Consider the following 24,160-nt stretch of genomic DNA (forward strand, 5'->3'; position numbering starts at 1 on the left):
GAGCGCAGCCAGCGTTCTCCTGCAGATAGTACTCAACAACCTGTACTTTGAATTGCTTTGTATATTTACTCATGAAAACACCCCAAAAGTATGGACGGGTGTCCAACTTTTGGGGTGCAGTTCATTCTCAGGCGTTTTTTTTATTCAAGTCAGGCCAGAACCTGGCCCAACAGGTTTCAGGCAACAACAGGTGACAATTTGTCGATGCCACCCATGTAAGGACGCAATGCCTCAGGAATGATAACCGAGCCATCCGCCTGCTGGAAGTTTTCCAGCACAGCGACCAGCGTACGTCCCACCGCCAGACCAGAACCATTCAGGGTATGCACCATTTCAGGTTTGCCTTGCGCATTGCGGAAGCGGGCCTGCATACGGCGTGCCTGGAAGGCTTCCATATTCGACACGGAGGAAATTTCACGGTAAGTATTCTGCGCTGGAAGCCATACTTCCAGATCAAAAGTCTTGGTCGCGCCAAAGCCCATGTCACCGGTACACAGGCTGACGACACGATATGGCAATCCCAGTTTTTTTAATACCGCTTCAGCATGGCCAACCATTTCATCGAGGGCTTCCATCGATTTTTCAGGATGAACGATTTGCACCATTTCGACTTTATCAAACTGATGTTGACGTATCATGCCGCGCGTGTCACGGCCATAACTGCCTGCTTCTGAGCGGAAGCATGGCGTATGCGCGGTCAGCTTCACTGGCAAGGCATCCGCAGCCAAAATTTCGTCGCGTACGGTATTGGTCAAGGTCACTTCAGAGGTCGGGATCAGGTACAGGGTTTCGCCCTCACCTTCCTGGCCGCCTTTTTTAACAGCGAACAGGTCTTCTTCAAACTTAGGCAACTGGCCGGTACCGCGCATGGAATCAGCGTTCACCATGTAAGGTGTGTACACCTCGGTATAGCCGTGCTCTACCGTTTGCGTATCGAGCATGAATTGCGCGAGTGCGCGATGCAAGCGGGCGATGCCACCTTTCATGACTGAGAAACGCGAGCCTGTCAATTTGACCGCTGTGTCAAAATCCAGACCCAGTGCAGAACCAATATCGACATGGTCTTTGACTTCAAAATCAAACACTGGTGGCGTGCCGACACGGCGCACTTCCACGTTGGCACTTTCATCCTGACCGACCACGACGGATTCATGCGGCAGATTCGGGATCGCCTGCAGGAATGCCGTCATTTGCGCCTGTACTTCTGCCAGACGAATTTCAGATTTTTTTACTTCTTCAGGAATCGCAGCGACCTCGGCCATCACAGCAGAAGCGTCTTCGCCTTTACTCTTGAGCATACCGATTTGCTTGGACAAGGTGTTGCGCTTGCCTTGCAATTCTTCAGTACGTGACTGAATTTGTTTGCGCTCTGCTTCCAGCGCATTAAAAGTCGCTACGTCGAGCTGAAATTTACGGGTAGCGAGCCTTGCCGCAACCGTATCGATGTCTTTACGCAGAAGTTGAATATCTATCATGGTGTCTTGCCAGGAGGAGAAAATGGTCGAATCCGGTATTGTAGCAAGGGAAAGCGGAAATCCCTAGACACCGGGCACTAAAGGCGAATGCATACTGCCTGCCAATTGCGCCGGTGCTCGCACAGCGAAAGTAGCAATGAGCGGTTTATTTTTTGCTGCGGCTCAGGGCGTCCTGATCGAGTTGCTGCAAATAACGCAGCTTCTCGCCTATCTTGATTTCCAAGCCGCGCGGCACCGGATGATACCAGGACTCGCCTTCCAGCCCTTCTGGCAAATACGTTTCGCCAGCCGCATAGGCATCCGGCTCATCGTGCGCATAGCGGTAGAGTTTGCCATAACCTAGCTCTTTCATGAGCCTAGTCGGCGCATTGCGCAGATGCTCAGGTACGACCCGGCTCTTATCTTTAGCCACCAGGGCACGCACCGCGTTATAAGCCTTGTAGACCGCATTCGACTTAGCCGCACAAGCCAGATACACCACCGCCTCGGCCAGCGCCAGCTCACCTTCAGGCGAGCCTAAGCGCTCATAGGTTTCTGCCGCATCCAGCGTGATACGCAAGGCACGCGGGTCAGCTAGTCCTATATCTTCGGCTGCCATGCGTACGATGCGGCGCGCCAGATAGCGCGGATCGGCACCACCATCCAGCATCCTGACCAGCCAATACAGCGCACCGTCCGGATTCGATCCCCTGACCGACTTATGCAATGCTGAAATCTGATCGTAAAAAGCGTCCCCGCCTTTATCGAAACGTCTGAGTGCGTCGCCCAGGCTTTCCGATAACAAGCCCTGATCAACCTGCATCACCTGCCTGGCCGCTGCCGCATGAGCGACGATATCGAGGTTATTCAAGAGCTTACGCCCATCACCATCCGCGCTGGCGACCAGGCTGACCAACGCCTCCGCACTGAGTTGCAAGCCATTGAGCTCACGTTCGCAAGCGCGCACGGCCATTTGCTCCAGATCCGCGTCCTGCAAGGACTTCAGTACATACACCGCAGCGCGCGACAGCAAGGCACTATTGACTTCAAAGGACGGATTTTCTGTGGTGGCGCCAATAAAGGTGAATAAGCCACTTTCTACATGCGGCAAAAAAGCATCTTGTTGGGACTTATTAAACCGGTGCACTTCATCGACAAACAAAATCGTGCGGCGCTGCGAGGTGGCTTGCAATATCTGCGCCCGCTCCACCGCTTCGCGTATGTCTTTGATACCAGACAGTACCGCTGATAAGGCGATGAATTCACAATGAAACGCGTCCGCCATCAGGCGCGCCAGCGTGGTTTTGCCGACACCGGGCGGGCCCCATAAAATCATGGAATGCGGTTCGCCTGAGGCAAAGGCCAGGCGCAAGGGCTTGCCTTCACCCAGAATATGCTGCTGTCCGATCACATCAGCCAGCGTGGCCGGACGCATGCGCTCTGCCAGCGGCGCCGGACGGGATTTATGCATGTTCACAAACGACTCACTGACGGAATACGTCCGCCCCGGCCGGGATCGTAAATTTAAACTGATCCGGTTTCAGTGCTGGATTTTTTTCGAAACTTTTGAAAGTCACCAAGGACACCTGCCCGAAACTGTCACGTAATTCCAATACCTGGGGCACACCATCTTTCATCGCGATGCCTATGCGATCGAACTGGCTGTCTTTCGCCTTGGCGATGGCTTCCAGCCATTCCATACCATTCTGCGCCGGTGCCTCTTTCAACGTGAAGTTCTTGTCCAGATCAGCCGCACCTGCGCTGCCAAACAGAATGGCAGCCGGACTGGCACCGAGCGCATTGCCTAAGGCTTTAATCGTGACCTGATTCAGATCTTTATCGTAGACATACAACTTCTCGCCGTCGGCCTGCAATTGCTGCTCGTAAGGCTTGGTGTAATTCCAGATAAATTTTCCGGGACGGGAAAAGACAAAATTCCCCTGAAAGGTTTTTACAACCTTGGCACTGCCATCCACCATCTTGACCTGCTGCTGTACAAACTCGCCTCTGGCAGTTTTATTGTTAGCGACAAAGGTCTTAAATTGCTCAACGGCAGAGGCATGCGCCCAGGCAGGCAAGGCGCAGCACATCGCGGCCACAACGCCAAGCAAAGCCCGGCGCGATAAAAATTCGGTTTTCAACATCAGATGCTTTCAATCTTTCTACAAAACTTGGGATCAAGATCAGGATTCCGCAGCATTACCTACCGGGACCAAAATCTCGCGGTTACCGTTCGATTGCATGGGCGATACGATGCCGCTTTGCTCCATTTGTTCCAGTAAGCGTGCCGCGCGATTGTAACCAATCCGCAAGTGGCGCTGCACCAGGGAAATCGAAGCACGCCGGTTTTTCAGTACAATCGCGACCGCCTGATCATACAAGGCATCGGCTTCTCCACCGCCTGCGCCTTCGCCAGCAGCAGCGCCATCAGCGCCTTCTTCCAGCACACCACCTTCTAAGATACCTTCAATGTAATTCGGTTCACCCTGCGCTTTCAAATGTTCAACCACGCGATGAACTTCTTCATCTGAGACGAAGGCGCCATGTACGCGTACCGGCAAACCGGTGCCCGGTGGCATGTACAGCATATCACCCATACCCAGCAAGGTTTCCGCCCCCATCTGATCGAGAATGGTACGAGAGTCAATTTTGCTACTGACCTGAAATGCGATACGGGTAGGAATATTGGCCTTGATCAGGCCGGTAATCACATCGACCGACGGACGCTGGGTAGCCAGGATTAAGTGGATACCAGCAGCACGGGCCTTCTGGGCAATACGGGCGATCAGCTCCTCTACCTTCTTACCGACCACCATCATCAGATCGGCCAGCTCATCGATAATAATCACGATGGTCGGCAATTTATCCAAAGGCTCAGGCGCATCTGGTGTCAGGCTGAAGGGATTCGGAATCAGCTCTTCTTTGCGGCTGGCCTCTGCAATCTTGGCGTTATAACCGGCCAGGTTACGCACACCCAGCTTGGACATCAGCTTGTAACGGCGTTCCATCTCAGCCACGGCCCAGTTCAGCGCATGTCCAGCCTGGCGCATATCGGTCACCACGGGCGCCAGCAAATGGGGAATTCCTTCGTACACCGACATCTCCAGCATCTTAGGATCAATCAGTATCATGCGCACATCATTCGGGTCTGACTTATACAGCAGCGACAAAATGGTGGCATTAATCCCCACCGACTTACCGGAGCCGGTCGTACCTGCGACCAACAAATGCGGCATTTTAGCCAAATCGGCACAGACAGGATGGCCTGCGATGTCCTTGCCCAAGGCAACCGTGAGACTGGAGGCACTGTCGTTATAGACTTTGGAACTCAGGATTTCAGTCAGACGTACGATCTGACGTTTAGGATTGGGCAATTCCAGACCCATGTAATTTTTGCCCGGAATCGTCTCAACGACACGGATGGATGTCAGGGACAGCGAGCGCGCCAGATCACGCGCCAGATTCACAATCTGACTGCCTTTAACGCCGGTTGCCGGCTCAATTTCATAACGGGTAATCACTGGACCCGGATAAGCCGCCACCACTTTGGCTTCAACACCAAAGTCAGACAGTTTTTTCTCAATCAAACGGCTGGTAAATTCCAGGGTTTGTACACTGACAGTTTCCAGCACCGGGGGCGCATCGTCCAACAAGGATAAAGGCGGTAAATTGGTATCCGGCAGCTCGTTAAACAACGAGACTTGTTTTTCTTTCTCCACCCGCTCAGAGCGCTGCACTGCCACGACCTGAGGCTCTATACGTACCGGTGCCGCCTCAACGATCTTGGCACGTTCCTGCACCACAGCTTCTTCACGTTTGACAGCCGCAGTTTGCCCGACCCGGCGATCTTCAGCTGCTGCGTATTTATTGAGTGCAAAGACAAAAATCCACTCGATTGCCGCACCGGCTTTTTCCGCTATCGTCAGCCAGGACACCTGAAAATAGAGACTGATGCCTATCGCGACGAATAGCAATAGCAGCATGGTCGCACCAGTGAAACCCAGCGAGACAAAAGCCAGACTGCCGATAATATTTCCCAGCACACCACCCGGTGCGAGCGGCAACTGTACATTCAGGCTGTACATGCGTAAAAATTCCAGCCCCATAGAACCAGCCAACAGCAAACCAAAGCCCGTCATGCGACCGACGATATGGGTCAGGTTTTCCTGTTCTTCGTTGTTATCCGGACGTACCGCAAGACGCCCGGACAAGCGCTGATAGGAGGCAAACACTTGTCGGAACGAAGCCACGCACCACCACCAGGCAGAGAAACCAAATACATAAAACAGCACATCTGCCAGCCAGGCACCAAATTTCCCGCCCAGGTTGTGAATATGAGCGACTTCACGTGCCTGTGACCAGCCAGGGTCCAGCTTAGAGTAGCTGAACAGTATCAAAATCAGGCATATGCTTAAGGCAGCGAAAATAATCCAGCGTGCTTCCATCACCAGCACAACCATGCGACCAGGCAGCGGAGGCGGCGGTGTCGCTTTACTGTTGCGGGTGTAGGCTTCGTTACTCGTAGTCATAAATCGGGAAATTCATCATCCAGACAGCAAAGACTGACAAGATAGCATGATCAGCCTGAGTCTCCAAACCCGTGTCAAGAGCGGCTTTCGGAAGGATGATCTATAATTCGCCCCATGTATTTGCTGAGCTTGCCATAAAACAAGAAAATCTCTTGCAAATCCCGGCATCAACGCCATCTGTAAGCAGGAAAACAGCGGCACGGCACAAGCACTTGCGCCGCGCTTACCAAAACAATTTTTCTATGCAGGTCTGCTATGACTACCACTAAACACGCAAAAGTATTAATTCTGGGCTCAGGTCCAGCCGGCTATTCTGCGGCTATTTACGCAGCACGTGCCAATCTGAATCCGGTGCTGATCACTGGTGTGGAACAAGGCGGTCAGCTGATGACCACGACCGATGTGGAAAACTGGCCAGCCGACCCGATGGGCGTGCAGGGTCCAGAATTGATGCAGCGTTTCCTGCAACACGCTGAGCGCTTTAAAACAGAAATCATTTTTGATTACGTCCATACCACCAAGCTGGATGAGAAACCGATACGCCTGATTGGCGATCAGGGTGAATACACCTGCGATTCCCTGATTATCGCAACCGGCGCATCAGCGCAGTATCTGGGTCTGCCATCGGAACAAGCCTTCATGGGCAAAGGTGTCTCCGCTTGTGCGACTTGCGATGGTTTCTTCTATCGCGGTAAAGAAGTCGCCGTAGTCGGCGGCGGCAATACAGCGGTGGAAGAAGCGCTGTATCTGTCTAACATCGCCAGCAAAGTCACCGTCATCCATAGGCGTGACAAGTTCCGCGCTGAAGCGATTCTGATCGACCGTCTGATGGCTAAAGTCGCTGAAGGCAAAGTAGAGATCAAATGGAACCATACGCTGGATGAAGTCACCGGCGATGACAGCGGCGTGACCGGCATCAACATCAAATCAGCAGACGGCGTGATTTCCTCCGTCGCGCTGCATGGCGTGTTTATTGCGATTGGACATAAGCCAAACACCAGCATCTTCGAAGGTCAGTTAGAAATGCATAACGGCTATATCAAGACCCGCACCGGTACTGAAGGCATGGCCACCGCAACCAGTGTTGCTGGTGTATTTGCTGCCGGTGACGTACAGGATCACGTCTACCGTCAGGCAATTACCAGCGCAGGTACCGGCTGCATGGCGGCACTGGATGCACAGCGTTATCTCGAAGAGTAATTGAACTGGTCTTAGCTGGATTATGTCTTCACTGAAAAGTTTTGCTGACCTCAGTACGCTGGGGCAGCAATTAAAAAAAGAGCAGGAAACACGTGCACGTGTGGAAGCGGAGCGCCTGGCCCAGGAAAAAAAAGCCAAGGCTGAGGCAAATATTTTTCGCAACAGCATAGGTGATGTGGCGCCACTCAAAACGGACAGCAAACACCTGCACGCCCCTGCCAAACCAGCGCCCATCCCTTTTCAGCATCTGGCGGATGAACAGGCTGCGTTGCAAGAATCGCTGTCGGATGAATTCGACCCGGCTTCTTTGCTGGAAACAGATGAAAATCTGAGCTATGCGCGCCCTGGCATAGGCGCGGATGTCACCAGCAAACTGCGTAAAGGACACTGGGTGATCCAGGCCCATCTGGATTTGCATGGACTCAGGCGTGATCAGGCACGTGACAGCCTGGGCGAGTTTCTACGTAAATCAGTCAAAAATGGCATACGCTGTGTGCGCATCATACATGGCAAAGGGCTGGGTTCAGTCAACAAAGAGCCTGTGCTCAAGCAGAAAGTACGCAACTGGCTGATACAAAAAGAAGAAGTGCTGGCGTTTAGCCAGGCCACGGCTGCCGATGGCGGCTCAGGCGCATTGATCGTGCTGCTGAAATCCTGTTCAACGATATAAAAAAACTCCGGCATGCCGGAGTTTTTTCAGTGCTGACAGCGTCAAACAAAAAGCAGGCACACCTCAATCCTTGAATTTACGGTCTTTACCAATCACGGTCATATTCACATATTTTGAGCCATTATGATTTGTGGCTGAAAATTGCAAATTGAAGCCACCAGCATCATAAGACTTCAAATTAATCGTTTCTAAGGCCGCAATCAATTTCTCACGCGTCAAATTCTGACCGGCGCGACGTAAGCCTTCCACGAATATCTTCGCCGCAATGAAGCCCTCCAGACTGGAAAAATTCAATTCAGTCACCCCAGCCTTAGCCATGATTTTTGTATATTCCGCCACGATAGGTGCGTGGCTGGGCGACCACGGAAACGGCACCACCTGCGAAATCATCACACCCGGCCCATCATTGCCCAGCGTGTCAGCCAAGGCCTGACTACCAACGAAAGACAGATTGTAAAACTGTCCGGTATAGCCCCGCTTGCGCATTTCACGTATCAGCGCGGCACAGGAAGCATAAGCACTGACCTGCACGATCGCATCCGGACGTTTCGCCAGCAGGCGATCCGCTGCTTTGGCCACGTCCAGACTATTTCGCTCTACCGTTGCGGTATCCACGACTATGGCGTTGAACTTTTTCAGCGCGCGCTCCATCCCGTTTAAACCATTTTTCCCGTAAGCATCGTTCTGATAAAACACCGCAATTTGCTTAATCCCGGTATTCATCAGTTGACCAACAAGATGCTCGGTTTCGTCGAAATAGCTGGCTCTGACGTGGAAAATCAGTTTATTGAATGGTTCACGTAAAGACTGCGCACCAGAAAATGGAGCAAAAAATGGAACCTTGGCCTGAGTAAAGATCGGAAGCGCCGCATTACTGGTTGGCGTGCCAACATAACCAAACAAGGCAAAGACATCGTCCTTCTCTATCAATGCCCTGGTGTTGGCAGCCGCCAATTCCGCCTCATATTGATCGTCGCGCTTAATCAACTCAATCTTGCGTCCAAACACGCCACCAATGGCATTGACATGGTCGAAATATGCCTTGGCACCGGCATGCATTTGAATTCCCAGCTGAGCGGCAGGGCCAGAAAATGCCGCCGATTGCCCGATGACGATCTTACTCTCGGTCACGCCTGAGTCAGCGTGAACCCCGGCAGCAGCAATAAGCAACAAAAATACGAACAATATGCCTGAGATGGCCCTCATAAATGCGCTCACTTTCACGGTTTTATACCGCGTCCGGACCTGTTTCTCCAGTGCGGATACGGATTACCTGCTCCACATTTTGTACAAATATTTTCCCATCGCCAATTTTTCCAGTATGGGCGGCTTTAATGATGGCGTCTACTACATGCTCGGAAATTTTGTCATCTACGACCACTTCCACTTTGATTTTAGGTAAAAAATCAACAACATACTCTGCCCCACGGTAAAGTTCGGTATGACCTTTTTGACGACCAAAGCCTTTCACTTCCGTCACAGTCAATCCGGTGATACCGACATCAGCTAAAGATTCGCGGACTTCATCCAGTTTGAAGGGTTTAATGATTGCAGTAATTTGTTTCATGACGACTCCTGTTAATACTTAATTTATATTCAATTAATAATCAATATTCTTAATCGGAATGGAAGCGTTTAATCACGGAACTTCGACGTGATCGGATGGCGCCAATCGCGCCCAAATGCGCGGTGAGTAATACGAATACCGATGGGTGCCTGACGCCGTTTATACTCATTCAGCTTAATCAGGCGCGTAATGCGTTCCACGTCATCATAGGCATAACCGGCTGCAACAATTTCAGCACGTGAGCAATTTTCCTCCATATACATACGCATAATGCCATCCAAAACCTCGTAAGGCGGCAACGAATCCTGATCTTTCTGGTCAGGACGTAATTCAGCTGAAGGCGGACGTGTGATGATGCGCTCAGGGATTACTTCAGAAATCTGATTGCGGTAAGCACAAAGGCGATATACCAGCGTCTTTGCGATATCCTTAATCACGGCAAAACCACCCGCCATATCACCATACAACGTGCAGTATCCGACTGCCATTTCACTCTTATTGCCAGTGGTCAACACTATCGAACCGTATTTATTCGACATGGCCATCAGCAAGGTGCCACGTATGCGCGCCTGAATATTCTCTTCAGTCGTGTCTTCTTTTAATCCCTGAAACTCATGTTGCAAAGTAGCGCGGAAGGCATCAAAACAAGGACTGATAGACAATTCATCATAGCGAACACCAAGGCGCTGCACCATGTCACGTGAATCTGTGAGGGAAATATCTGCTGTGTAAGGTGAAGGCATCATGATCGCGCGTACCTTATCCGCGCCAAGCGCATCACAGGCAATCGCCAGGGTCAATGCGGAATCAACCCCACCCGATAAGCCCAGCAATACGCCGGGAAAGCCGTTTTTATTCACATAATCGCGCACCCCCAGCACCAGCGCATCGTAAACCTGTGCTTCCAGTGAAAGTGGCGTTGCGTCTGGGCTTGTGTGTAGTGCACCGTGCTCCAGCGTCAGCACAGCCATTTCTTCTTTGCAATGCCCCATACTCAAGACTTGCTGACCCTGCTCATTCAGGGCGAATGAGTTACCGTCGAAGATAAGCTCATCCTGGCCGCCTACCAGATTGGCATAGACCAACGCCATCCCCTGAGATGTGACATGTTCACGCATCACTTGCAAGCGCAAATCCTGCTTACCCATGTGGTAAGGCGAACCATTTGGTACCAGCAAGACCTGAGCACCGGCCGCCTTAGCGCTGGCAGGTGCCGCACTGAACCAGGTATCTTCGCAGATATTGATACCAAATATCGTTCCATTGAGTTCAAATACGCTGGCCTGCTGTCCTGCCTGGAAATAGCGCAATTCATCAAACACCATATTGTTTGGCAAATTGTGTTTGAAATAACGTGTTTTGATTTGCCCGTCTGCAAGTACAGATACCGCATTGTAATAAGCGCCCTGCTCTTCATGCGGGTGACCGACCAGCACATGCAAACCAGGATAAGTCGCGAGATCTTGCGTCAGTTTCTCCAAAACAAGAGCAGTCTGTTGATAGAATCCTGGCCTGAGCAATAAGTCCTCGGGTGGGTAACCCGCCAGAGACAATTCCGGCGTAACAACAATATGCGCGCCCTGGCTCGCAGCCTGGGCCGCATACGCCAGTATTTGCGCGGCATTGCCAGTCAAATCCCCGACAGTACTATTCATCTGTACTATTGCAATTTTTGTGGTCGTCATTTTTGTTCAATTCAGATGTAAAGCCAATATGAAAAGTGTTACTACAGACCGACATTATCGCATGCGCGTCATCACTTCACTTTCTGATATCGGCAAAGAAGTGTGGAGCCAGCTATTACTTACAGCCAAATGTGATGATCCTTTCCTGCAATATGCTTTTCTGGACGCCTTACATCAATCCGGCAGCGCCACACCTGAGACCGGCTGGCAGGAACAGCACATAACGATCTGGGATGGGCGGGAACTGGTCGCCGCCTGCCTGATGTACAGCAAAAGCCATTCTTATGGTGAATACGTATTCGACTGGGCCTGGGCGCGCGCCTACCAACAACACCAGCTAGACTATTACCCCAAGCTCTTAAGTGCCGTGCCCTTTTCCCCGATTCCCGGACCACGCCTGCTTGCCGCAGATGCGCGTACATTGCACATGCTGCTCGCCGCGTTACGGCAATTATGTGAGTCAGGCAGCTATTCCTCCTGCCATATCCTGTTCTTGCCCGAAATGCAGCAAGAAGCACTGGCACAGGCTGGCTTTTTATCCCGACAGGGAATCCAGTTTCATTGGCGCAATCAGGATTACCAAAGTTTTGATGATTTCTTGCTCACACTCGATAAAAAACGCAGAAAAAACATACGCAGTGAGCGTAAAAAAGTTCAGGAACGTGGTTTTCAGTTTCAACATCTGAAGGGGAACGAATTACAGGAGGCGCACTGGCTGTTCTTTAAGCGCTGCTATGACCTGACCTATCGTAACCACCACTCCAGCCCCTATCTGAATCTGGATTTTTTCCTGCGTTTGGGCGCGCAGATGCCCACTGCTTTGCATATGGTGATTGCTTCCCTGGAGGAGCAGCCAGTTGCAGCAGCGCTTTTCCTGCGATCTGAACACAGATTGTATGGTCGCTACTGGGGCTGCGTGGAAGAGCACCCCTGCCTGCACTTCGAAACCGCTTACTATCAAGGGCTAGACTTGTGCATACGCGAGGGCATACAGTGGTTTGAAGGTGGTGCACAGGGCGAACACAAACTGGCGCGCGGATTTCAGCCGGAAACGACCCATTCCGCCCACTACATCCATCATCCCGGATTTCGCGATGCGATACAGGATTTTCTGCACAGGGAGGCCAAAGAGATGCAGGAATACCGCCAAGTGCTGCTGCAGCATCAGGCATATCGTCATTTTCCCGATCAAGAGGCGGAATAACTTGAATTTTTTGATGCTTCAAGGCATTCTGCGCAAATGCAAAATAATTTAACACCCCAGGAAAATACCCCGGTTGCACCTCCACTCAATAAGCGAGTGGGTCGCTTCTATTTAACGGAAAAACTCGGCACCGGCACCAATGGCACAGTTTATCTGGGGCATGATCCGGTGATAGACCGGGACGTCGCGATCAAGATACTGAATACCAGTCCTAACCTTGCGGACAAAAAGCAGCGTGAGCATCAATTTATTAATGAAGCGCGGGCCGCAGGACGCTTATCGCATCCGAATATTGTGACCATATTTGATGCGTCAACTGAGGGCGGTACTACTTTCATTGCGATGGAATTCTTGCCAGGCAAGGATTTGCGCGATGAACTCGCGTCTGGACGGCAATTTGACATTATCGAGACAGCTGCCGTCGTGCAAAAAATCGCTGATGCATTGGCTTATGCCCATGCCAACGGTGTGATCCATCGTGACATTAAGCCAGGAAATATTTTTATTGCATCAAACCAACAGCCCAAAGTGCTGGATTTCGGCATTGCCCGCGCGCCTAACCGTATTCTGGAAGAAGGCAGGACTGGAGACGTGACCCTGTTTAACAATAATATTCTCGGCACACCCAACTACATGTCGCCAGAACAGGCCATGGGCAAACCGGTCAATGCATTGACTGACGTGTACTCTCTGGGCGCAGTGATGTATGAAATGCTGACTAACCAAAAACCATTCCAGTCGAATGACATCAATAAACTGCTACAGCAAATTATACAAAAAAACCCAAAATCTCCCGCAGAAGTCAGCCCCAATATTCCCGATTCCCTATCCCGCATCGTGATGAAAGCGATGAGCAAAGATACGTCCGCCCGCTACCAGAGTGCGGAAGAGATGTCGCAAGCACTACAGAAATTTCTGGAGCGTGATAAAAAACTGAAGCGTAAAGGGGCTAGAAACAAGTCAGATCAAATGGCCCACTCCGATGCGCCTAATGACAAAGGTGGAATAAGCTGGATCAGCGCTGCAGCAATCGGTCTGGCGTTGATTTGTGCCATTTACTACAATTTGCGGCATTGATGCATAGCATCAACGGCAAAAAAAATGCGACCCTGAGGTCGCATTTTTTATTTAAGGGGTATTAAGCCTTTTCGTAGTTAGCTACGCCATCAAGGATTTCCTTACGCGCTTCTTCCACATCGCCCCACCCTTCAACTTTCACCCATTTGCCTTTTTCCAGATCTTTGTAATGTTCAAAGAAGTGTTGAATCTGACGCAATTGCAGCTCATTCAAGTCAGAAGGTTTTTGCAGGTTTGCGTAGATAGGCAGGATTTTGTCGACTGGAACAGCCAATACCTTTGCATCGTTACCAGCTTCATCTGTCATTTTCAGTACGCCGATCGGACGGCAACGGATCACAACGCCAGGTATCAGTGGAAATGGTGTGATCACCAGCACGTCAACCGGGTCGCCATCACCAGCGATGGTTTGAGGAACATAGCCGTAGTTGCATGGATAATGCATTGCTGTTCCCATGAAGCGATCAACAAAGATAGCGCCGGTATCTTTATCAACTTCATACTTGATCGGATCAGAATTCATCGGGATTTCAATTACTACGTTGAAATCATTTGGCAGATCACGACCTGCTGGAACGTTATTCAAGCTCATGTCACTCTTTCTATAAAAAATCAGGAAGTTTGAAAATTATTTCGGGAGAATTATATCGGCTTTCCGCCACTAATTGTGCAGCGCATATATAAAACACCGGCGTATAAAAACGGACAATCTACAAGGTGGTCGCAATGGCACATTGGCGATAGTGATAAGCAGCTTCCTCATCCTGGCCCAGCGCTTCATGCAACTGTGCGAGTTTCAGATTAGCTTCTCTGACGGTACTTGCCGAAATCGCATCGGACAAAGCCTGCTCCATATGCCTTTGTGCCTTACCCCATAATTTCTGACGGAAACATAAGGTACCCAGGGTCAAGGCCAGTTCAGGATCGGTGGGGTGTACATGCATCCATTGCTCACAATGATCAATCTGGGCCAATAATGCGGCGGATCCTTCAGCCGCAGCTGCATCGCGGTAGGCGCGCAATAAACGCTCATCCCACTCTGTTTGCAGGGCTTTTTCGACGATATCGCGCGCATCATCGAACAAACCACGTCCGTTAAACGCCAGCGCCGCATAATAGGCGACCGTCACCGATTTACGGTCGGCAGCCGGAATCTCATACCAAACACGGCGAATAGATTCTGCATCATGAGCATTGTCACGTAGCAAATCTTCATAGGCCAACTCTTTGAGACGATTCGACAAGGCCGGATGTAGCGCATGATGCTTATCCAAGGTACGGACCAATTTCAGTACTTCTGCCCAACGTCTTGCCTGCTGATTTGCTTTCAGAGCCCAGCGCAATACCTGAATGTGGCGACTGCCATTCGCATGCAACTCCTTGACTGCCTCTAATGCCTTATCTGACTCGTGCTGATCCACATACAGCTCGGTGGCACTGACCAGACGTGCGACTTTATGACTGGCATCCGCCTCTACACTGGCAAGCCACTTATCACGTCGCACATACTGCCCCATATGATGGGCTGCCCTGGCAGCGACTAAAGCAGCCACTCCTGCATTTTCAGGTAACTCCGCAGCCCGTGCGGCAGCTTTTTCAGCATACCCAAAACGGCCCTCAAACAAAGTTCTGAGCGATTCACGTAAAGCTTTATTGGCATCACGTTCACGCTTACCTTGACGATAAGCTGCAACCCTGGCGGGCATGTCTCGTGTGGTTCTGATGGCAGCCAACACCAGATAAGCCACCACGAACAGTACCAATAAGCCAACCAGGAACAAATTCAGCGACAGGTCTATCCGATAAGGCGGGTAGAACAACACAACATTGCCCGGATTGAAGCGGGCACCAATGGCAAGGCCGACTGCCAGTGCAAATAAAATAAGAAGCCGGATAAAAATCGTCATTTATGGCTTCACCTTGTAGTTACGAACCGCATTCAGGCTTTCCACTAAAGTCGGCATTTCTATCGACAGATTGCTACCCTGAATCTGGCGCAGCAGCGCCTGCACCGTTTGCGTTTGTTTGGCACGGGTATCGAAATACTTAGACAGGCCATCCTGCGCGAGTATCATGTCATTGCGAAATACGCTTTCGTTACGCGACAACAAGGCCAACCTGGCATTCAGCAATCTGAGCTTGAGATTTTCACGCGCAAAATACGACTGATTCGGGGCCAACAACAGTGCTTCCGGCGCTTCTACATTGCGGACACGTATTAACTGCTTGAGCTCGCCCCACATTTCCGAAGAAAAACTCTGCCAGGAATCCTGCATGCGCATAGTCCAGGTCAGTTCCTCGTCTTTATCTTCCTTACCGGGCTTATCCGTTGCTTTGGATTTTGATAACACACGTAAAGGCGCTTTCGGTGGCGTTGCTGTCGTAATCGATTTTTCATCAGACCACAAAGGAATATGGTCGATTTGCGCAATCGCGCTGTCGAGTCTCAAGGCAATACCAGCCAGATCCAACGCTGGCAACGCCTTCAGCTTATCGATATCTTTGGCGATGGCGCGACGGATAGTAATAAATTGCGGTTTATCCGATTTTGCCAGGCGGCTGTCGGCATTCTGTAACGCAATTAATGCACCCTGAACATTCCCTGCCAGTTGCAATTGCTGACTCGCCGTCGCAAGTACCTGCTCAATTTCCGCCAGCGCCCATTCATCACGGTTTTTGGACAAATCCTGATACAACTGCTCCAAGGCCAGTTGCTGGCTTTGTGCCTCAGTTTGTTTGCCTTCCAGCAAAATCACCTTGGCCTGCAGCTCTTTAGTGATGTCCTGAGAATTTTTTGCCAGCAAACGGGTTTCGGTACCCGACGCATCTGCGCTGAGCAGGCGCTTGGCGACTTCTTCTTTGAGGCTACTGATCTGGTTCTGTGAGCTCCACCAATTAGCTGCCAGCAATAGAGCCAGCGCGCCCGAAAACAGATAAGCAGGCTGAGTCCAGCCAGCTTGGGGAGCTTCCTGACGGAAAGCCGGATTATCTGCAAGCGGTGGCGTAGTTGCAGACTCCTGAGCTACAGGCGGAACGCCTGGATGATTGTTCGATTCGTTCATATCTGCGATTGTAACGCGACAAGCAACTGTTCGTCGCCTGAGCCTGTTAAAGTAATTGAATGAAATCCAAGCTGTTGCGCCGTTTCAGCAATTCGCTGGTGTGGGACCACGATTTGCTGACGTTGCATATTTGCCACGATTATATCCTCATCCAACAGTCCGATCCAGCTGTGCAAAGTACGCAAAGCTTCAGAACTGGTGATTACCCAGATCGCTTGCTGCCTAAGCAATTCCTGCAATTGCTGTTGTCGTTGCGCATCAAATACAGGTTCACTGCGCACATAAGCGGGTAATTGATCCACTAGCACAGCATGATTACGCAGGGCATCCGCCAGGAATTCACGTCCGCTCTGCCCTCGTACGATCAGCACCCGCTTTTCAGCCAAGCGCTGCAAGTCCAGCTCTTCCAGTAAAGTCTCGGAATCTGTTTTCAGCGCATTAGTTGGGCTGATGATGCGCACACCTTGCAGCTTACCTCCATATGCCTGCAATGCGGCAACGCCACCCGCACCCATCACGGCAATATCGACCTGTTTAGGCCAGGACTGAACGTGCGCAACATAATGATCGATCGCATTCGGGCTCACAAACGCCACCATCGCGTAGCTATCGAGACGGGCAAGCGATGCCAGCAACGCGGTTTTATCCGGCAATTCAGCGATTTCTAACAAAGGAAACAGCACGCCCGTCAAGCCCGCCTGACTCAGCCGCTGTTGAAACAGCACGCCCTGCTTTACCGGGCGGGTAATCACGACAGGCCTGCCGGCCACCATCAACTCAGGCATTTTGGCTAAGACACAACGCGAGTATTTCTTCAGCATTCTGCTGCTTCAGTAAGTCGATCACTGCGTCGCAGAGAGCATCCATTTGTCCAGCTGACGCAGTCAAATCAGCGCGTGCTATGCGCTGACCATCCACACTGGCAATCATGGCTCGGAAGCGCAGCTGGGTTTCTGTAGGCTGCGCATAGGCAGCCAACGGGATCTGGCAACTGCCGCCAAACGCTTTTGACACTTTACGCTCTGCATGCACTGCCTGTGCGGTCAGCGCATGGTTTAAAGGCGCCAGCCAGGCTTGCAACTCGGGTCTGTCAGCAGGAATTTCTATCGCCATCGCACCTTGCCCTGCAGCAGGCAGACTTTGCTCCGGCTCCAGAAATGCACGTATGCGCTCTGCCAGCCCCAGGCGCTTCAAGCCGGCTGCTGCCAGAATGATTGCCGCATATTCGCCCTGATCCAATTTTTTCAGGCGTGTATCCAGATTGCCGCGCAAAGGCCGTACGACCAAATGCGGGAAACGTGCCGCAATCAAAGCCTGACGGCGCAGACTGCTGGTACCGACGACAGCACCCTGCGGCAACTCGTCCAAAGCGGCATAGGCTGAGGATACAAAAGCATCCCGTGGATCTTCGCGTTCCAGAACGGCCGCCAGCGCAAAGCCCTCAGGTAAATCCATAGGCACATCCTTGAGAGAGTGTACCGCCAGATCGGCGCGTCCTTCGGCCATCGCGACTTCCAGCTCCTTGACGAACAAACCTTTACCACCCACTTGCGATAAAGCCTTATCCAGTATCTGATCGCCACGTGTGGTCATACCCAGAATTTGTACATCGCAATCGGGATACAGCGTTTTCAGACGATCACGTACATGCTCCGCCTGCCACATAGCGAGACGGCTTTCGCGCGAGGCGATGATCAGTTTTTGGGGTGAGGTCGCGTTCAAAATAAATTCTTTCCGATTTACCAAAAAATTCAATCCAGTCCGGATTGCAAGAAATGAAGAAATGGGAAGGATTTTACCATTTGAGCGCAGGTATCCTTGCGCCAGACTGTTGAAATGTATCAACGAACGCCACATTCAGCCCAAACTTGACACGCAATCTGCTGAGGCTGCATCATAGAGCAAAATCAGAACGCCACAATGAAATGCCGCCCTACTGAATGCGGCTTTTTTTACGCATGTTTCAACCTACGGATTCTTTATGCAAGCCAGTACAACAGAAAACAAAAACCATTTAATCCTGACCGGCGACCGCCCGACCGGCCCCCTGCATCTGGGCCACTTTGTGGGCAGTCTGCGTAACCGCGTCAAATACCAGCATCAGTATCAGCAATACATTATGCTGGCAGATGCGCAGGCGCTGACAGACAATATGGATAATCCGGTCAAGGTACATAACAATGTACTGGAAGTCGCGCTCGATTATCTGGCAGTTGGCATAGACCCGGCCAAATCGACGATTTTTATCCAATCCCAGATTCCTGAACTGACTGAGCTGACTTTCTATTATCTGAACCTGGTATCGGTCGCACGCCTGGAACGTAATCCGACCATCAAACAGGAAATCGTATTGCGTAACTTTGAACGTGATATTCCGGCAGGCTTCCTGACCTATCCGGTCAGCCAGGCCGCTGACATTACCGCCTTCAAAGCCAGCCTGGTGCCGGTAGGCGAAGATCAGATTCCGATGATAGAGCAAACCAATGAAATCGTGCGCCGCTTCAATCGCCTGGTCAACAAGGACATCCTGGTTGAATGCCAGGCACTGGTGCCGGAAATCGGTCGTCTGCCGGGCATAGACGGCAAGGCTAAAATGAGTAAGTCCCTGGGCAATGTAATCAACCTCGGCGCGACACCGGCAGAAATCAAAGCAGCAGTACGCAATGTCTACACCGATCCTTTGCATTTGAAGGTCAGTGATCCCGGCCATCTGGAAGGCAATGTCGCATTCACCTATCTGGACGCGTTTGACCAAGACAAAGAAGGCCTGCAAGCCATGAAAGACCACTACGTACGTGGCGGCCTGGGTGACAGCGTGGTCAAAGCACGCCTGGAAGGCATATTGCAAGACATGCTCGCCCCTATCCGTGAACGCCGTGAAGAGTTTGCCAAGGATCGTGGTCAGGTTCTGCAAATGCTCAAAGAAGGCACCATGCGTGCACGTGAAGTGGCAGCAAAAACCACCGACGAAGTGAAGGCTGCAATCGGCCTGAAACACTTCTGATACGGCAGTAAGGCGGATGCAAGCAGCAGTCCGCCCCGGCAGCGGGAAATTCCGATGAATGCAGGCCTACAACTCACTCCAGCCCAGGCGCGCAAATTGCATTTGCATGCCCAAGGCTTGTTGAAGCGGCCTGCACGGGAGGCCAGTAAGCAAAACGTACTGCAGTGCATACGCCAGATGGGTGCACTGCAAATCGACACCATACATGTCGTCGCACGCAGCCCTTATCTGGTGCTGTGGAGCCGTTTAGGCCACTATCAGCCGCAATGGCTGGATGAGTTATTAGCTGAGCGCCAGTTGTTTGAATACTGGTCACACGAAGCCTGCTTTCTCCCTATCGAACAGTTCGCATGGTACCGCCATCAAATGCTGTCGCCGCAGCATCTGGGCTGGAAATTCAATCAAAAATGGCTCAATGAACAGGCAGATAACGTCAATCACGTACTGAGCAGCATACGCACTCAGGGCGCATCCGGCTCACGCGATTTTCAGTCAGATCAGGCACGCAAATCGGGCTGGTGGGAATGGAAGCCTGAAAAGCGTTCGCTCGAAGTTTTATTTACCAGCGGACAGTTAATGGTGGCGCGGCGCGATAAATTTCAGCGCATTTACGACCTGACCGAACGCGTGCATCCGGACTGGCGCGATGAGAGCAATCCTTGCACACCACATCAGGCCGAGCGCGACATGGTATTGACCGCAATCCGGGCACTGGGCATATGCAAATCAGCCTGGGTAAGAGATTATTTCAGGCAGCGCCCATTGGCAGCCGCTAACACACCGGAGCAATTGACAGAACAAGGCTTGTTACTGCCTGCGTCTATCAAGGGTCAGTCAGACACTTACACCATCCACCCTGACCATGCGGCTCTGGCACTCGAGCTGCAGAATTCAGAGGCGCAGATACGCGGCTGCCGGATTTTGTCGCCGTTTGACCCGGTCGTGTGGGACAGGCAGCGCCTGAAAGAATTCTTTGACTTTGATTACCGGCTCGAGTGCTATACCCCTGAGCCTAAGAGGCAGTATGGCTATTTCTGTCTGCCTGTACTCAGGAATGGTAAATTCATCGCGCGCATCGATGCAAAGGCGCACCGTGCGGACCGTATCATGGAGATCAAGGCCTTCCATGCTGAGCCCGGCTTTGCGTGGAGCGAACGGCTGCGTGCAGACCTCTTACAAGTATTCACGGAATTCAGCGCCTGGCATGGCTGCGACGCATTGCGTATCACTGCCAGTCCTGCTCTGACAAAGGCGCAACTGCGATCACTGCAATTCAGCCAAGGAAGCAGCTAGCTATACTTTGCGCGTTCAATACCAGCCTTCTGCAGTACAATGCGCGCTTCCTGTAATATTTTCTAACAATTGAAGCAACCCATGACACGCATACTCATCGCTGACGACCACACCATTATGCGCGAAGGACTTAAACGCATACTGGAAGGCATAGACGACATCCAGGTTGTGGCCGAAGCTGTGGATGGATTTGATACCTTAGAAAAAGTCAGAAACACCGAGTTTGATGTACTGCTGATGGATTTATCGATGCCGGGCCGCAGTGGTGTCGATCTGATACGCCAGATTAAGGAAGAATTCCCCAAACTGCCGATACTGATATTGACCATGCATGAAGAAGAGCAGTATGCGGTGCGCGCTATTCGCGCCGGCGCGCGTGGCTATCTGACCAAAGAAAGTGCCGGTACCCAATTGGTCACCGCTCTCAGAAAAGTCGCTTCCGGTCGCCCCTACATCAGCATAGAAGTAGCCGAGCAATTGGCCATGAATGCTATGCCAGCCAATGAAACCATGCCGCATACCAGCTTGTCTGACCGCGAATTCGAGGTATTCAGCTATCTGGTGAAAGGCAAATCGATTACTGAAATTGGCGAATTATTACATCTGAGCGTCAAAACGGTCAGTACACATAAGATGCGCATCATGCAAAAAATGAACATGAGCAATCTGTCCGACATGGTGCAGTACGCTATCACCCACCATTTACTGGTTCCGCAGAACTAAGTCCCCTCCCTGTTTCGCGCTCAGGCCAGAACCGGGCGCCTCGCACCTCCCTCCCTTCGATTTTTTTCTCCAGGCCTGGCCCTGAACTGTCAGCGCCCCTATATGCAATCAGCCATCACTGTTGCGCGCCGCAAGCATCCGTATTTGCGCTTGTAGGAATATTCCTAATCAGCCAGGGTTAAATCCGACATTTCAAATCAGCATTGCCTGATGTAAATCAAGTTTTGAATTCGTGATAATGGACACATGCAAACAAAGCTTTGTCCGGTATCAAGGAATTATGAATTTATTTATTGTTGAAGATTCTCTACTCATCCAGAAGCGACTGGTGCGCTTTATTGAAGAAATTCCAGGCTTCCATGTCGTTGGCGTTTGCGGTGATATCTACGAGGCCTATCAACAAGTAAAAGCATCCGATACCGATGCCATGCTTTTGGACCTGCAACTTGGCGACCAGAACGGTCTGCAGTTGCTAAAAGAAGTGAAAGAGAATTTACCGGCGATTAAGGTGGTTGTGCTGACAAATCACTCAACTGACGACAATCGTACCCAGGCAATGCGCGCAGGAGCAGATGGCTTTCTGGATAAGTCAAAGGACTTTGCACAGATTCCCGATTATTTGCTGCGATGGCAATAAAAGAATTTACCAAAATTTCAAATTTTTCAATTTATCTCGTGGAGCCTCAAATGACAACAGCATTTCAATCACAGTCCACTCTGTCAGCCAATACCAAAATGAGAGCAATGGCCAGCCATGGCAATCAGGAAGCCGGATGGCGCTGCCACGGCAATTTGTGGTCCAATTTGCGCGAAGTGTGTGATCTGTTGCATATCCCGGCTCCTGCTGTGAGTGCCGATGAAGAAGTGCTGTTCCAGCATGTACGCTTCAAAGCGGGTCAGCGCATCCATACCATAGGCCAAAACTTCGACACCCTGTACATCGTCAATTCCGGCTTCCTGAAAACAGTACTGATCGATGAATATGGCAATGAACAGGTACTGAGTTTCCCGATGAAAGGCGATCTGCTCGGCATCGATGGCATACACTCGCTGCATCATGCGTCTGAAGCCGTTGCCTTATCTGATTGCGACATTATCCTGATGCCTTACAAAACCTTTGCTGCACTGGGTCGCAGCTATGCCGAACTGGAACATGCGATGTTCAGCGTGATGAGCCGCGAACTGGTACGCGAACAAAGCATGATAGGCATGTTGAGTGCATTGAGTGCAGAAGCCAAGGTAGCACGTTTCCTGACGAATCTGGGTGAACGCTTCAGCCAGCTCGGTTACTCAGGTAAGTCATTTAATCTGCGTATGACACGTCATGAAATTGGCAGCTATCTGGGCCTGACACTGGAAACCGTGAGCCGCACGCTGTCAGCATTCAATGAAATGGGGCTGATCAGTGTGGATCAACGCGAAATCTCCTTGCTGGATACAAACGCACTCAAAACCTTGCGCCGCCTGCCACCAGCGAAGGCGAGAAGCAAAGTGACCGACAAAGTATCTGCTCTGGTGGGCAAAAAATTATTGCCAACCTGGAATGCTGAAGCTGCAGTTGCCGCATAATGTCAACGACTGGCCGGGTACCTGCCCGGCCTCAGTCACACTTTCGCAATTCCATTTATATTCATGGAGCCATAAGCTCCATGAACTTCAAGGAGCCTTGCAATGACGTATAAAACGATACTCGTCCATATCGACGAAACTGAAAGATCCGATTTACGGGTCAGGTTTGCTGCTCAGCTCGCGGCAAAAGAAGAAGGCCACCTGATTGGCACCGCAGTCACAGGTGTTTCCCGTTTCATTTACCAGGATGGCAATATCAGTGCCAGCGACCCTAATCTGATGGTACATCTGCAATTTCTGCGGGAGCGCGCAGAAAAAGCGGTGGCTGGTTTTGAGCGCGTAGTAGGTCAGACCAGTCTGCAGTCTTTTGAAAGTGTCATCGCCAATGATGAAGCGGGTGGCGGCATAGGCTTACAAGCGCGTTACAGTGATCTGGTGGTGATAGGCCAAACGAATCCGGATGAACCCTCGCCCTCAGTTTTACCGGATTTTCCGGAATACATAGTCATGAATGCAGGCAGACCGGCTGTCATTATTCCTTATGCAGGCGATTTCCCTTCTATCGGCAAACGCCCTCTGATTTCCTGGGATGCGAGCCGCGAAGCAACCCGCGCAGTGACTGATGCACTGCCGCTTTTAAAGCGGGCAGAGTTGGTACAAGTTGCGATCTTCAACCCCAAGAAAAATCCAGGTGCGCATGGCGAGCAGCCAGGCGCAGATATCGCGCTTTACCTGGCAAGGCATGGGGTTAAAGTGGAAGTCTCTGTTCATACTACACATACCGATGTCGGCAATGCCCTGCTCTCGCTGTCGCATGACCTTGACAGTGATTTGCTGGTCATGGGCGGCTACGGACATTCGCGTTTCCGTGAAATGATCATGGGTGGCGTGACCAGAACGCTACTGGAAAGCATGACTATCCCGGTTTTTATGTCGCACTGATAACAGGCCCCAGATCATCCGGAATACCATGTCAGTTTTAAAAGCACCCTGAATTGAACTGCACCCCAAAAGTTGGACACCCGTCCATACTTTTGGGGTGTTTTCATGAGTAAATATACAAAGCAATTCAAAGTACAGGTTGTTGAGTACTATCTGCAGGAGAACGCTGGCTGCGCTCTGG

General features: G+C 51.2%; 22 protein-coding genes. 10 read left to right on the forward strand and 12 right to left on the reverse strand.

Going from position 1 to position 24,160, the window contains the following annotated elements; all coding sequences use genetic code 11:
* Positions 1-176: 176 nt before the first annotated feature.
* From serS to H8K47_RS18655, 4 genes are all read right to left on the reverse strand, one after another.
* Positions 177-1,475, reverse strand: a complete 1,299-nt coding sequence (gene serS, locus H8K47_RS17175) for a serine--tRNA ligase (protein WP_186882607.1) — start codon at positions 1,473-1,475, stop codon at positions 177-179.
* Between the two features lie 145 nt (positions 1,476-1,620).
* Complete coding sequence (locus H8K47_RS17180; RefSeq protein ID WP_186882608.1) at positions 1,621-2,925, reverse strand: replication-associated recombination protein A; 1,305 nt, start codon at positions 2,923-2,925, stop codon at positions 1,621-1,623.
* A gap of 13 nt (positions 2,926-2,938) precedes the next feature.
* Positions 2,939-3,598, reverse strand: coding sequence for an outer membrane lipoprotein chaperone LolA (lolA, locus tag H8K47_RS17185; RefSeq protein ID WP_186882609.1), 660 nt, complete (start codon positions 3,596-3,598; stop codon positions 2,939-2,941).
* A 39-nt stretch (positions 3,599-3,637) separates the two neighbouring features.
* Positions 3,638-5,983, reverse strand: a complete 2,346-nt coding sequence (locus H8K47_RS18655) for a DNA translocase FtsK (RefSeq protein WP_186882610.1) — start codon at positions 5,981-5,983, stop codon at positions 3,638-3,640.
* A 255-nt stretch (positions 5,984-6,238) separates the two neighbouring features.
* Here H8K47_RS18655 and trxB point away from each other — a divergent pair, with 255 nt between their 5' ends.
* Positions 6,239-7,183: a thioredoxin-disulfide reductase gene (gene trxB / locus H8K47_RS17195; RefSeq protein ID WP_186882611.1), complete on the forward strand. Its 945-nt coding sequence runs from the start codon at positions 6,239-6,241 to the stop codon at positions 7,181-7,183.
* A 22-nt stretch (positions 7,184-7,205) separates the two neighbouring features.
* Positions 7,206-7,853 carry a Smr/MutS family protein gene (locus H8K47_RS17200; protein ID WP_186882612.1) on the forward strand — a complete coding sequence of 216 codons (648 nt, stop codon included), beginning with the start codon at positions 7,206-7,208 and terminating at the stop codon, positions 7,851-7,853.
* Between the two features lie 63 nt (positions 7,854-7,916).
* Here the strand turns inward: H8K47_RS17200 and H8K47_RS17205 are convergent, their stop codons facing one another.
* The 3 genes from H8K47_RS17205 to H8K47_RS17215 form a co-directional block, all read right to left on the reverse strand.
* Positions 7,917-9,059 carry an ABC transporter substrate-binding protein gene (locus H8K47_RS17205; protein WP_186882613.1) on the reverse strand — a complete coding sequence of 381 codons (1,143 nt, stop codon included), beginning with the start codon at positions 9,057-9,059 and terminating at the stop codon, positions 7,917-7,919.
* A 22-nt stretch (positions 9,060-9,081) separates the two neighbouring features.
* Complete coding sequence (locus H8K47_RS17210) at positions 9,082-9,420, reverse strand: P-II family nitrogen regulator (RefSeq protein WP_186882614.1); 339 nt, start codon at positions 9,418-9,420, stop codon at positions 9,082-9,084.
* Between the two features lie 68 nt (positions 9,421-9,488).
* Positions 9,489-11,075, reverse strand: coding sequence for an NAD+ synthase (locus tag H8K47_RS17215; protein ID WP_230405028.1), 1,587 nt, complete (start codon positions 11,073-11,075; stop codon positions 9,489-9,491).
* 58 nt (positions 11,076-11,133) lie between these two features.
* Between H8K47_RS17215 and H8K47_RS17220 the strand changes: the two genes are divergently transcribed.
* Both H8K47_RS17220 and H8K47_RS17225 read left to right on the forward strand, forming a co-directional pair.
* Complete coding sequence (locus tag H8K47_RS17220; protein WP_186882616.1) at positions 11,134-12,309, forward strand: GNAT family N-acetyltransferase; 1,176 nt, start codon at positions 11,134-11,136, stop codon at positions 12,307-12,309.
* A gap of 36 nt (positions 12,310-12,345) precedes the next feature.
* Positions 12,346-13,386, forward strand: coding sequence for a serine/threonine protein kinase (locus H8K47_RS17225; RefSeq protein WP_186882617.1), 1,041 nt, complete (start codon positions 12,346-12,348; stop codon positions 13,384-13,386).
* Positions 13,387-13,447: 61 nt separating this feature from the next.
* Here the strand turns inward: H8K47_RS17225 and ppa are convergent, their stop codons facing one another.
* The 5 genes from ppa to hemC form a co-directional block, all read right to left on the reverse strand.
* On the reverse strand, positions 13,448-13,978 hold the full coding sequence (gene ppa / locus H8K47_RS17230) for an inorganic diphosphatase (RefSeq protein WP_186882618.1): 531 nt from the start codon (positions 13,976-13,978) through the stop codon (positions 13,448-13,450).
* Positions 13,979-14,096: 118 nt separating this feature from the next.
* Positions 14,097-15,293 (reverse strand): heme biosynthesis HemY N-terminal domain-containing protein, encoded by a 1,197-nt coding sequence (locus tag H8K47_RS17235; RefSeq protein WP_186882619.1) that lies wholly within the window; start codon positions 15,291-15,293, stop codon positions 14,097-14,099.
* A complete protein-coding gene (locus H8K47_RS17240) occupies positions 15,294-16,448 on the reverse strand; it encodes a uroporphyrinogen-III C-methyltransferase (RefSeq protein WP_186882620.1) in 1,155 nt (384 codons plus the stop codon).
* Entirely contained in the window at positions 16,445-17,269 is an 825-nt protein-coding gene (locus H8K47_RS17245; RefSeq protein ID WP_230405027.1) for a uroporphyrinogen-III synthase, read from the reverse strand. The genes H8K47_RS17240 and H8K47_RS17245 overlap by 4 nt, the downstream gene beginning before the upstream one ends.
* Positions 17,226-18,113, reverse strand: a complete 888-nt coding sequence (gene hemC, locus H8K47_RS17250; RefSeq protein WP_230410240.1) for a hydroxymethylbilane synthase — start codon at positions 18,111-18,113, stop codon at positions 17,226-17,228. Before hemC ends, H8K47_RS17245 begins: the two co-directional genes overlap by 44 nt.
* Before the next feature lie 316 nt (positions 18,114-18,429).
* Here hemC and trpS point away from each other — a divergent pair, with 316 nt between their 5' ends.
* The 6 genes from trpS to H8K47_RS17280 all read left to right on the forward strand — a co-directional run bounded on the left by trpS (position 18,430) and on the right by H8K47_RS17280 (position 23,979).
* A complete protein-coding gene (trpS, locus tag H8K47_RS17255) occupies positions 18,430-19,452 on the forward strand; it encodes a tryptophan--tRNA ligase (RefSeq protein WP_186882622.1) in 1,023 nt (340 codons plus the stop codon).
* Positions 19,453-19,506: 54 nt separating this feature from the next.
* Positions 19,507-20,745, forward strand: coding sequence for a winged helix-turn-helix domain-containing protein (locus tag H8K47_RS17260; protein WP_186882623.1), 1,239 nt, complete (start codon positions 19,507-19,509; stop codon positions 20,743-20,745).
* An 81-nt stretch (positions 20,746-20,826) separates the two neighbouring features.
* A complete protein-coding gene (locus H8K47_RS17265) occupies positions 20,827-21,468 on the forward strand; it encodes a response regulator (protein ID WP_162018325.1) in 642 nt (213 codons plus the stop codon).
* 280 nt (positions 21,469-21,748) lie between these two features.
* Positions 21,749-22,105: a response regulator gene (locus H8K47_RS17270; protein ID WP_162018324.1), complete on the forward strand. Its 357-nt coding sequence runs from the start codon at positions 21,749-21,751 to the stop codon at positions 22,103-22,105.
* A 107-nt stretch (positions 22,106-22,212) separates the two neighbouring features.
* Positions 22,213-23,037, forward strand: coding sequence for a helix-turn-helix domain-containing protein (locus H8K47_RS17275; protein WP_186882626.1), 825 nt, complete (start codon positions 22,213-22,215; stop codon positions 23,035-23,037).
* Between the two features lie 102 nt (positions 23,038-23,139).
* On the forward strand, positions 23,140-23,979 hold the full coding sequence (locus H8K47_RS17280; protein ID WP_186882624.1) for a universal stress protein: 840 nt from the start codon (positions 23,140-23,142) through the stop codon (positions 23,977-23,979).
* The last annotated feature ends 181 nt before the right edge of the window (positions 23,980-24,160 follow it).

The sequence above is a fragment of the Cognatundibacterium rugosum genome (genome assembly GCF_014284365.1).
GTDB lineage: Bacteria > Pseudomonadota > Gammaproteobacteria > Burkholderiales > Burkholderiaceae_D > Undibacterium > Undibacterium rugosum.

Excerpts from the sequence above, each read along its gene's own strand:
- serS (WP_186882607.1), bottom strand. The coding sequence starts at position 1,475 with ATGATAGATATTCAACTTCTGCGTAAAGACATCGATACGGTTGCGGCA.
- H8K47_RS17180 (WP_186882608.1), bottom strand. The coding sequence starts at position 2,925 with ATGCATAAATCCCGTCCGGCGCCGCTGGCAGAGCGCATGCGTCCGGCC.
- lolA (WP_186882609.1), bottom strand. The coding sequence starts at position 3,598 with ATGTTGAAAACCGAATTTTTATCGCGCCGGGCTTTGCTTGGCGTTGTG.
- H8K47_RS18655 (WP_186882610.1), bottom strand. The coding sequence starts at position 5,983 with ATGACTACGAGTAACGAAGCCTACACCCGCAACAGTAAAGCGACACCG.
- trxB (WP_186882611.1), top strand. The coding sequence starts at position 6,239 with ATGACTACCACTAAACACGCAAAAGTATTAATTCTGGGCTCAGGTCCA.
- H8K47_RS17200 (WP_186882612.1), top strand. The coding sequence starts at position 7,206 with ATGTCTTCACTGAAAAGTTTTGCTGACCTCAGTACGCTGGGGCAGCAA.
- H8K47_RS17205 (WP_186882613.1), bottom strand. The coding sequence starts at position 9,059 with ATGAGGGCCATCTCAGGCATATTGTTCGTATTTTTGTTGCTTATTGCT.
- H8K47_RS17210 (WP_186882614.1), bottom strand. The coding sequence starts at position 9,420 with ATGAAACAAATTACTGCAATCATTAAACCCTTCAAACTGGATGAAGTC.
- H8K47_RS17215 (WP_230405028.1), bottom strand. The coding sequence starts at position 11,075 with ATGAATAGTACTGTCGGGGATTTGACTGGCAATGCCGCGCAAATACTG.
- H8K47_RS17220 (WP_186882616.1), top strand. The coding sequence starts at position 11,134 with ATGAAAAGTGTTACTACAGACCGACATTATCGCATGCGCGTCATCACT.
- H8K47_RS17225 (WP_186882617.1), top strand. The coding sequence starts at position 12,346 with ATGCAAAATAATTTAACACCCCAGGAAAATACCCCGGTTGCACCTCCA.
- ppa (WP_186882618.1), bottom strand. The coding sequence starts at position 13,978 with ATGAGCTTGAATAACGTTCCAGCAGGTCGTGATCTGCCAAATGATTTC.
- H8K47_RS17235 (WP_186882619.1), bottom strand. The coding sequence starts at position 15,293 with ATGACGATTTTTATCCGGCTTCTTATTTTATTTGCACTGGCAGTCGGC.
- H8K47_RS17240 (WP_186882620.1), bottom strand. The coding sequence starts at position 16,448 with ATGAACGAATCGAACAATCATCCAGGCGTTCCGCCTGTAGCTCAGGAG.
- H8K47_RS17245 (WP_230405027.1), bottom strand. The coding sequence starts at position 17,269 with ATGCTGAAGAAATACTCGCGTTGTGTCTTAGCCAAAATGCCTGAGTTG.
- hemC (WP_230410240.1), bottom strand. The coding sequence starts at position 18,113 with ATGTGGCAGGCGGAGCATGTACGTGATCGTCTGAAAACGCTGTATCCC.
- trpS (WP_186882622.1), top strand. The coding sequence starts at position 18,430 with ATGCAAGCCAGTACAACAGAAAACAAAAACCATTTAATCCTGACCGGC.
- H8K47_RS17260 (WP_186882623.1), top strand. The coding sequence starts at position 19,507 with ATGAATGCAGGCCTACAACTCACTCCAGCCCAGGCGCGCAAATTGCAT.
- H8K47_RS17265 (WP_162018325.1), top strand. The coding sequence starts at position 20,827 with ATGACACGCATACTCATCGCTGACGACCACACCATTATGCGCGAAGGA.
- H8K47_RS17270 (WP_162018324.1), top strand. The coding sequence starts at position 21,749 with ATGAATTTATTTATTGTTGAAGATTCTCTACTCATCCAGAAGCGACTG.
- H8K47_RS17275 (WP_186882626.1), top strand. The coding sequence starts at position 22,213 with ATGGCCAGCCATGGCAATCAGGAAGCCGGATGGCGCTGCCACGGCAAT.
- H8K47_RS17280 (WP_186882624.1), top strand. The coding sequence starts at position 23,140 with ATGACGTATAAAACGATACTCGTCCATATCGACGAAACTGAAAGATCC.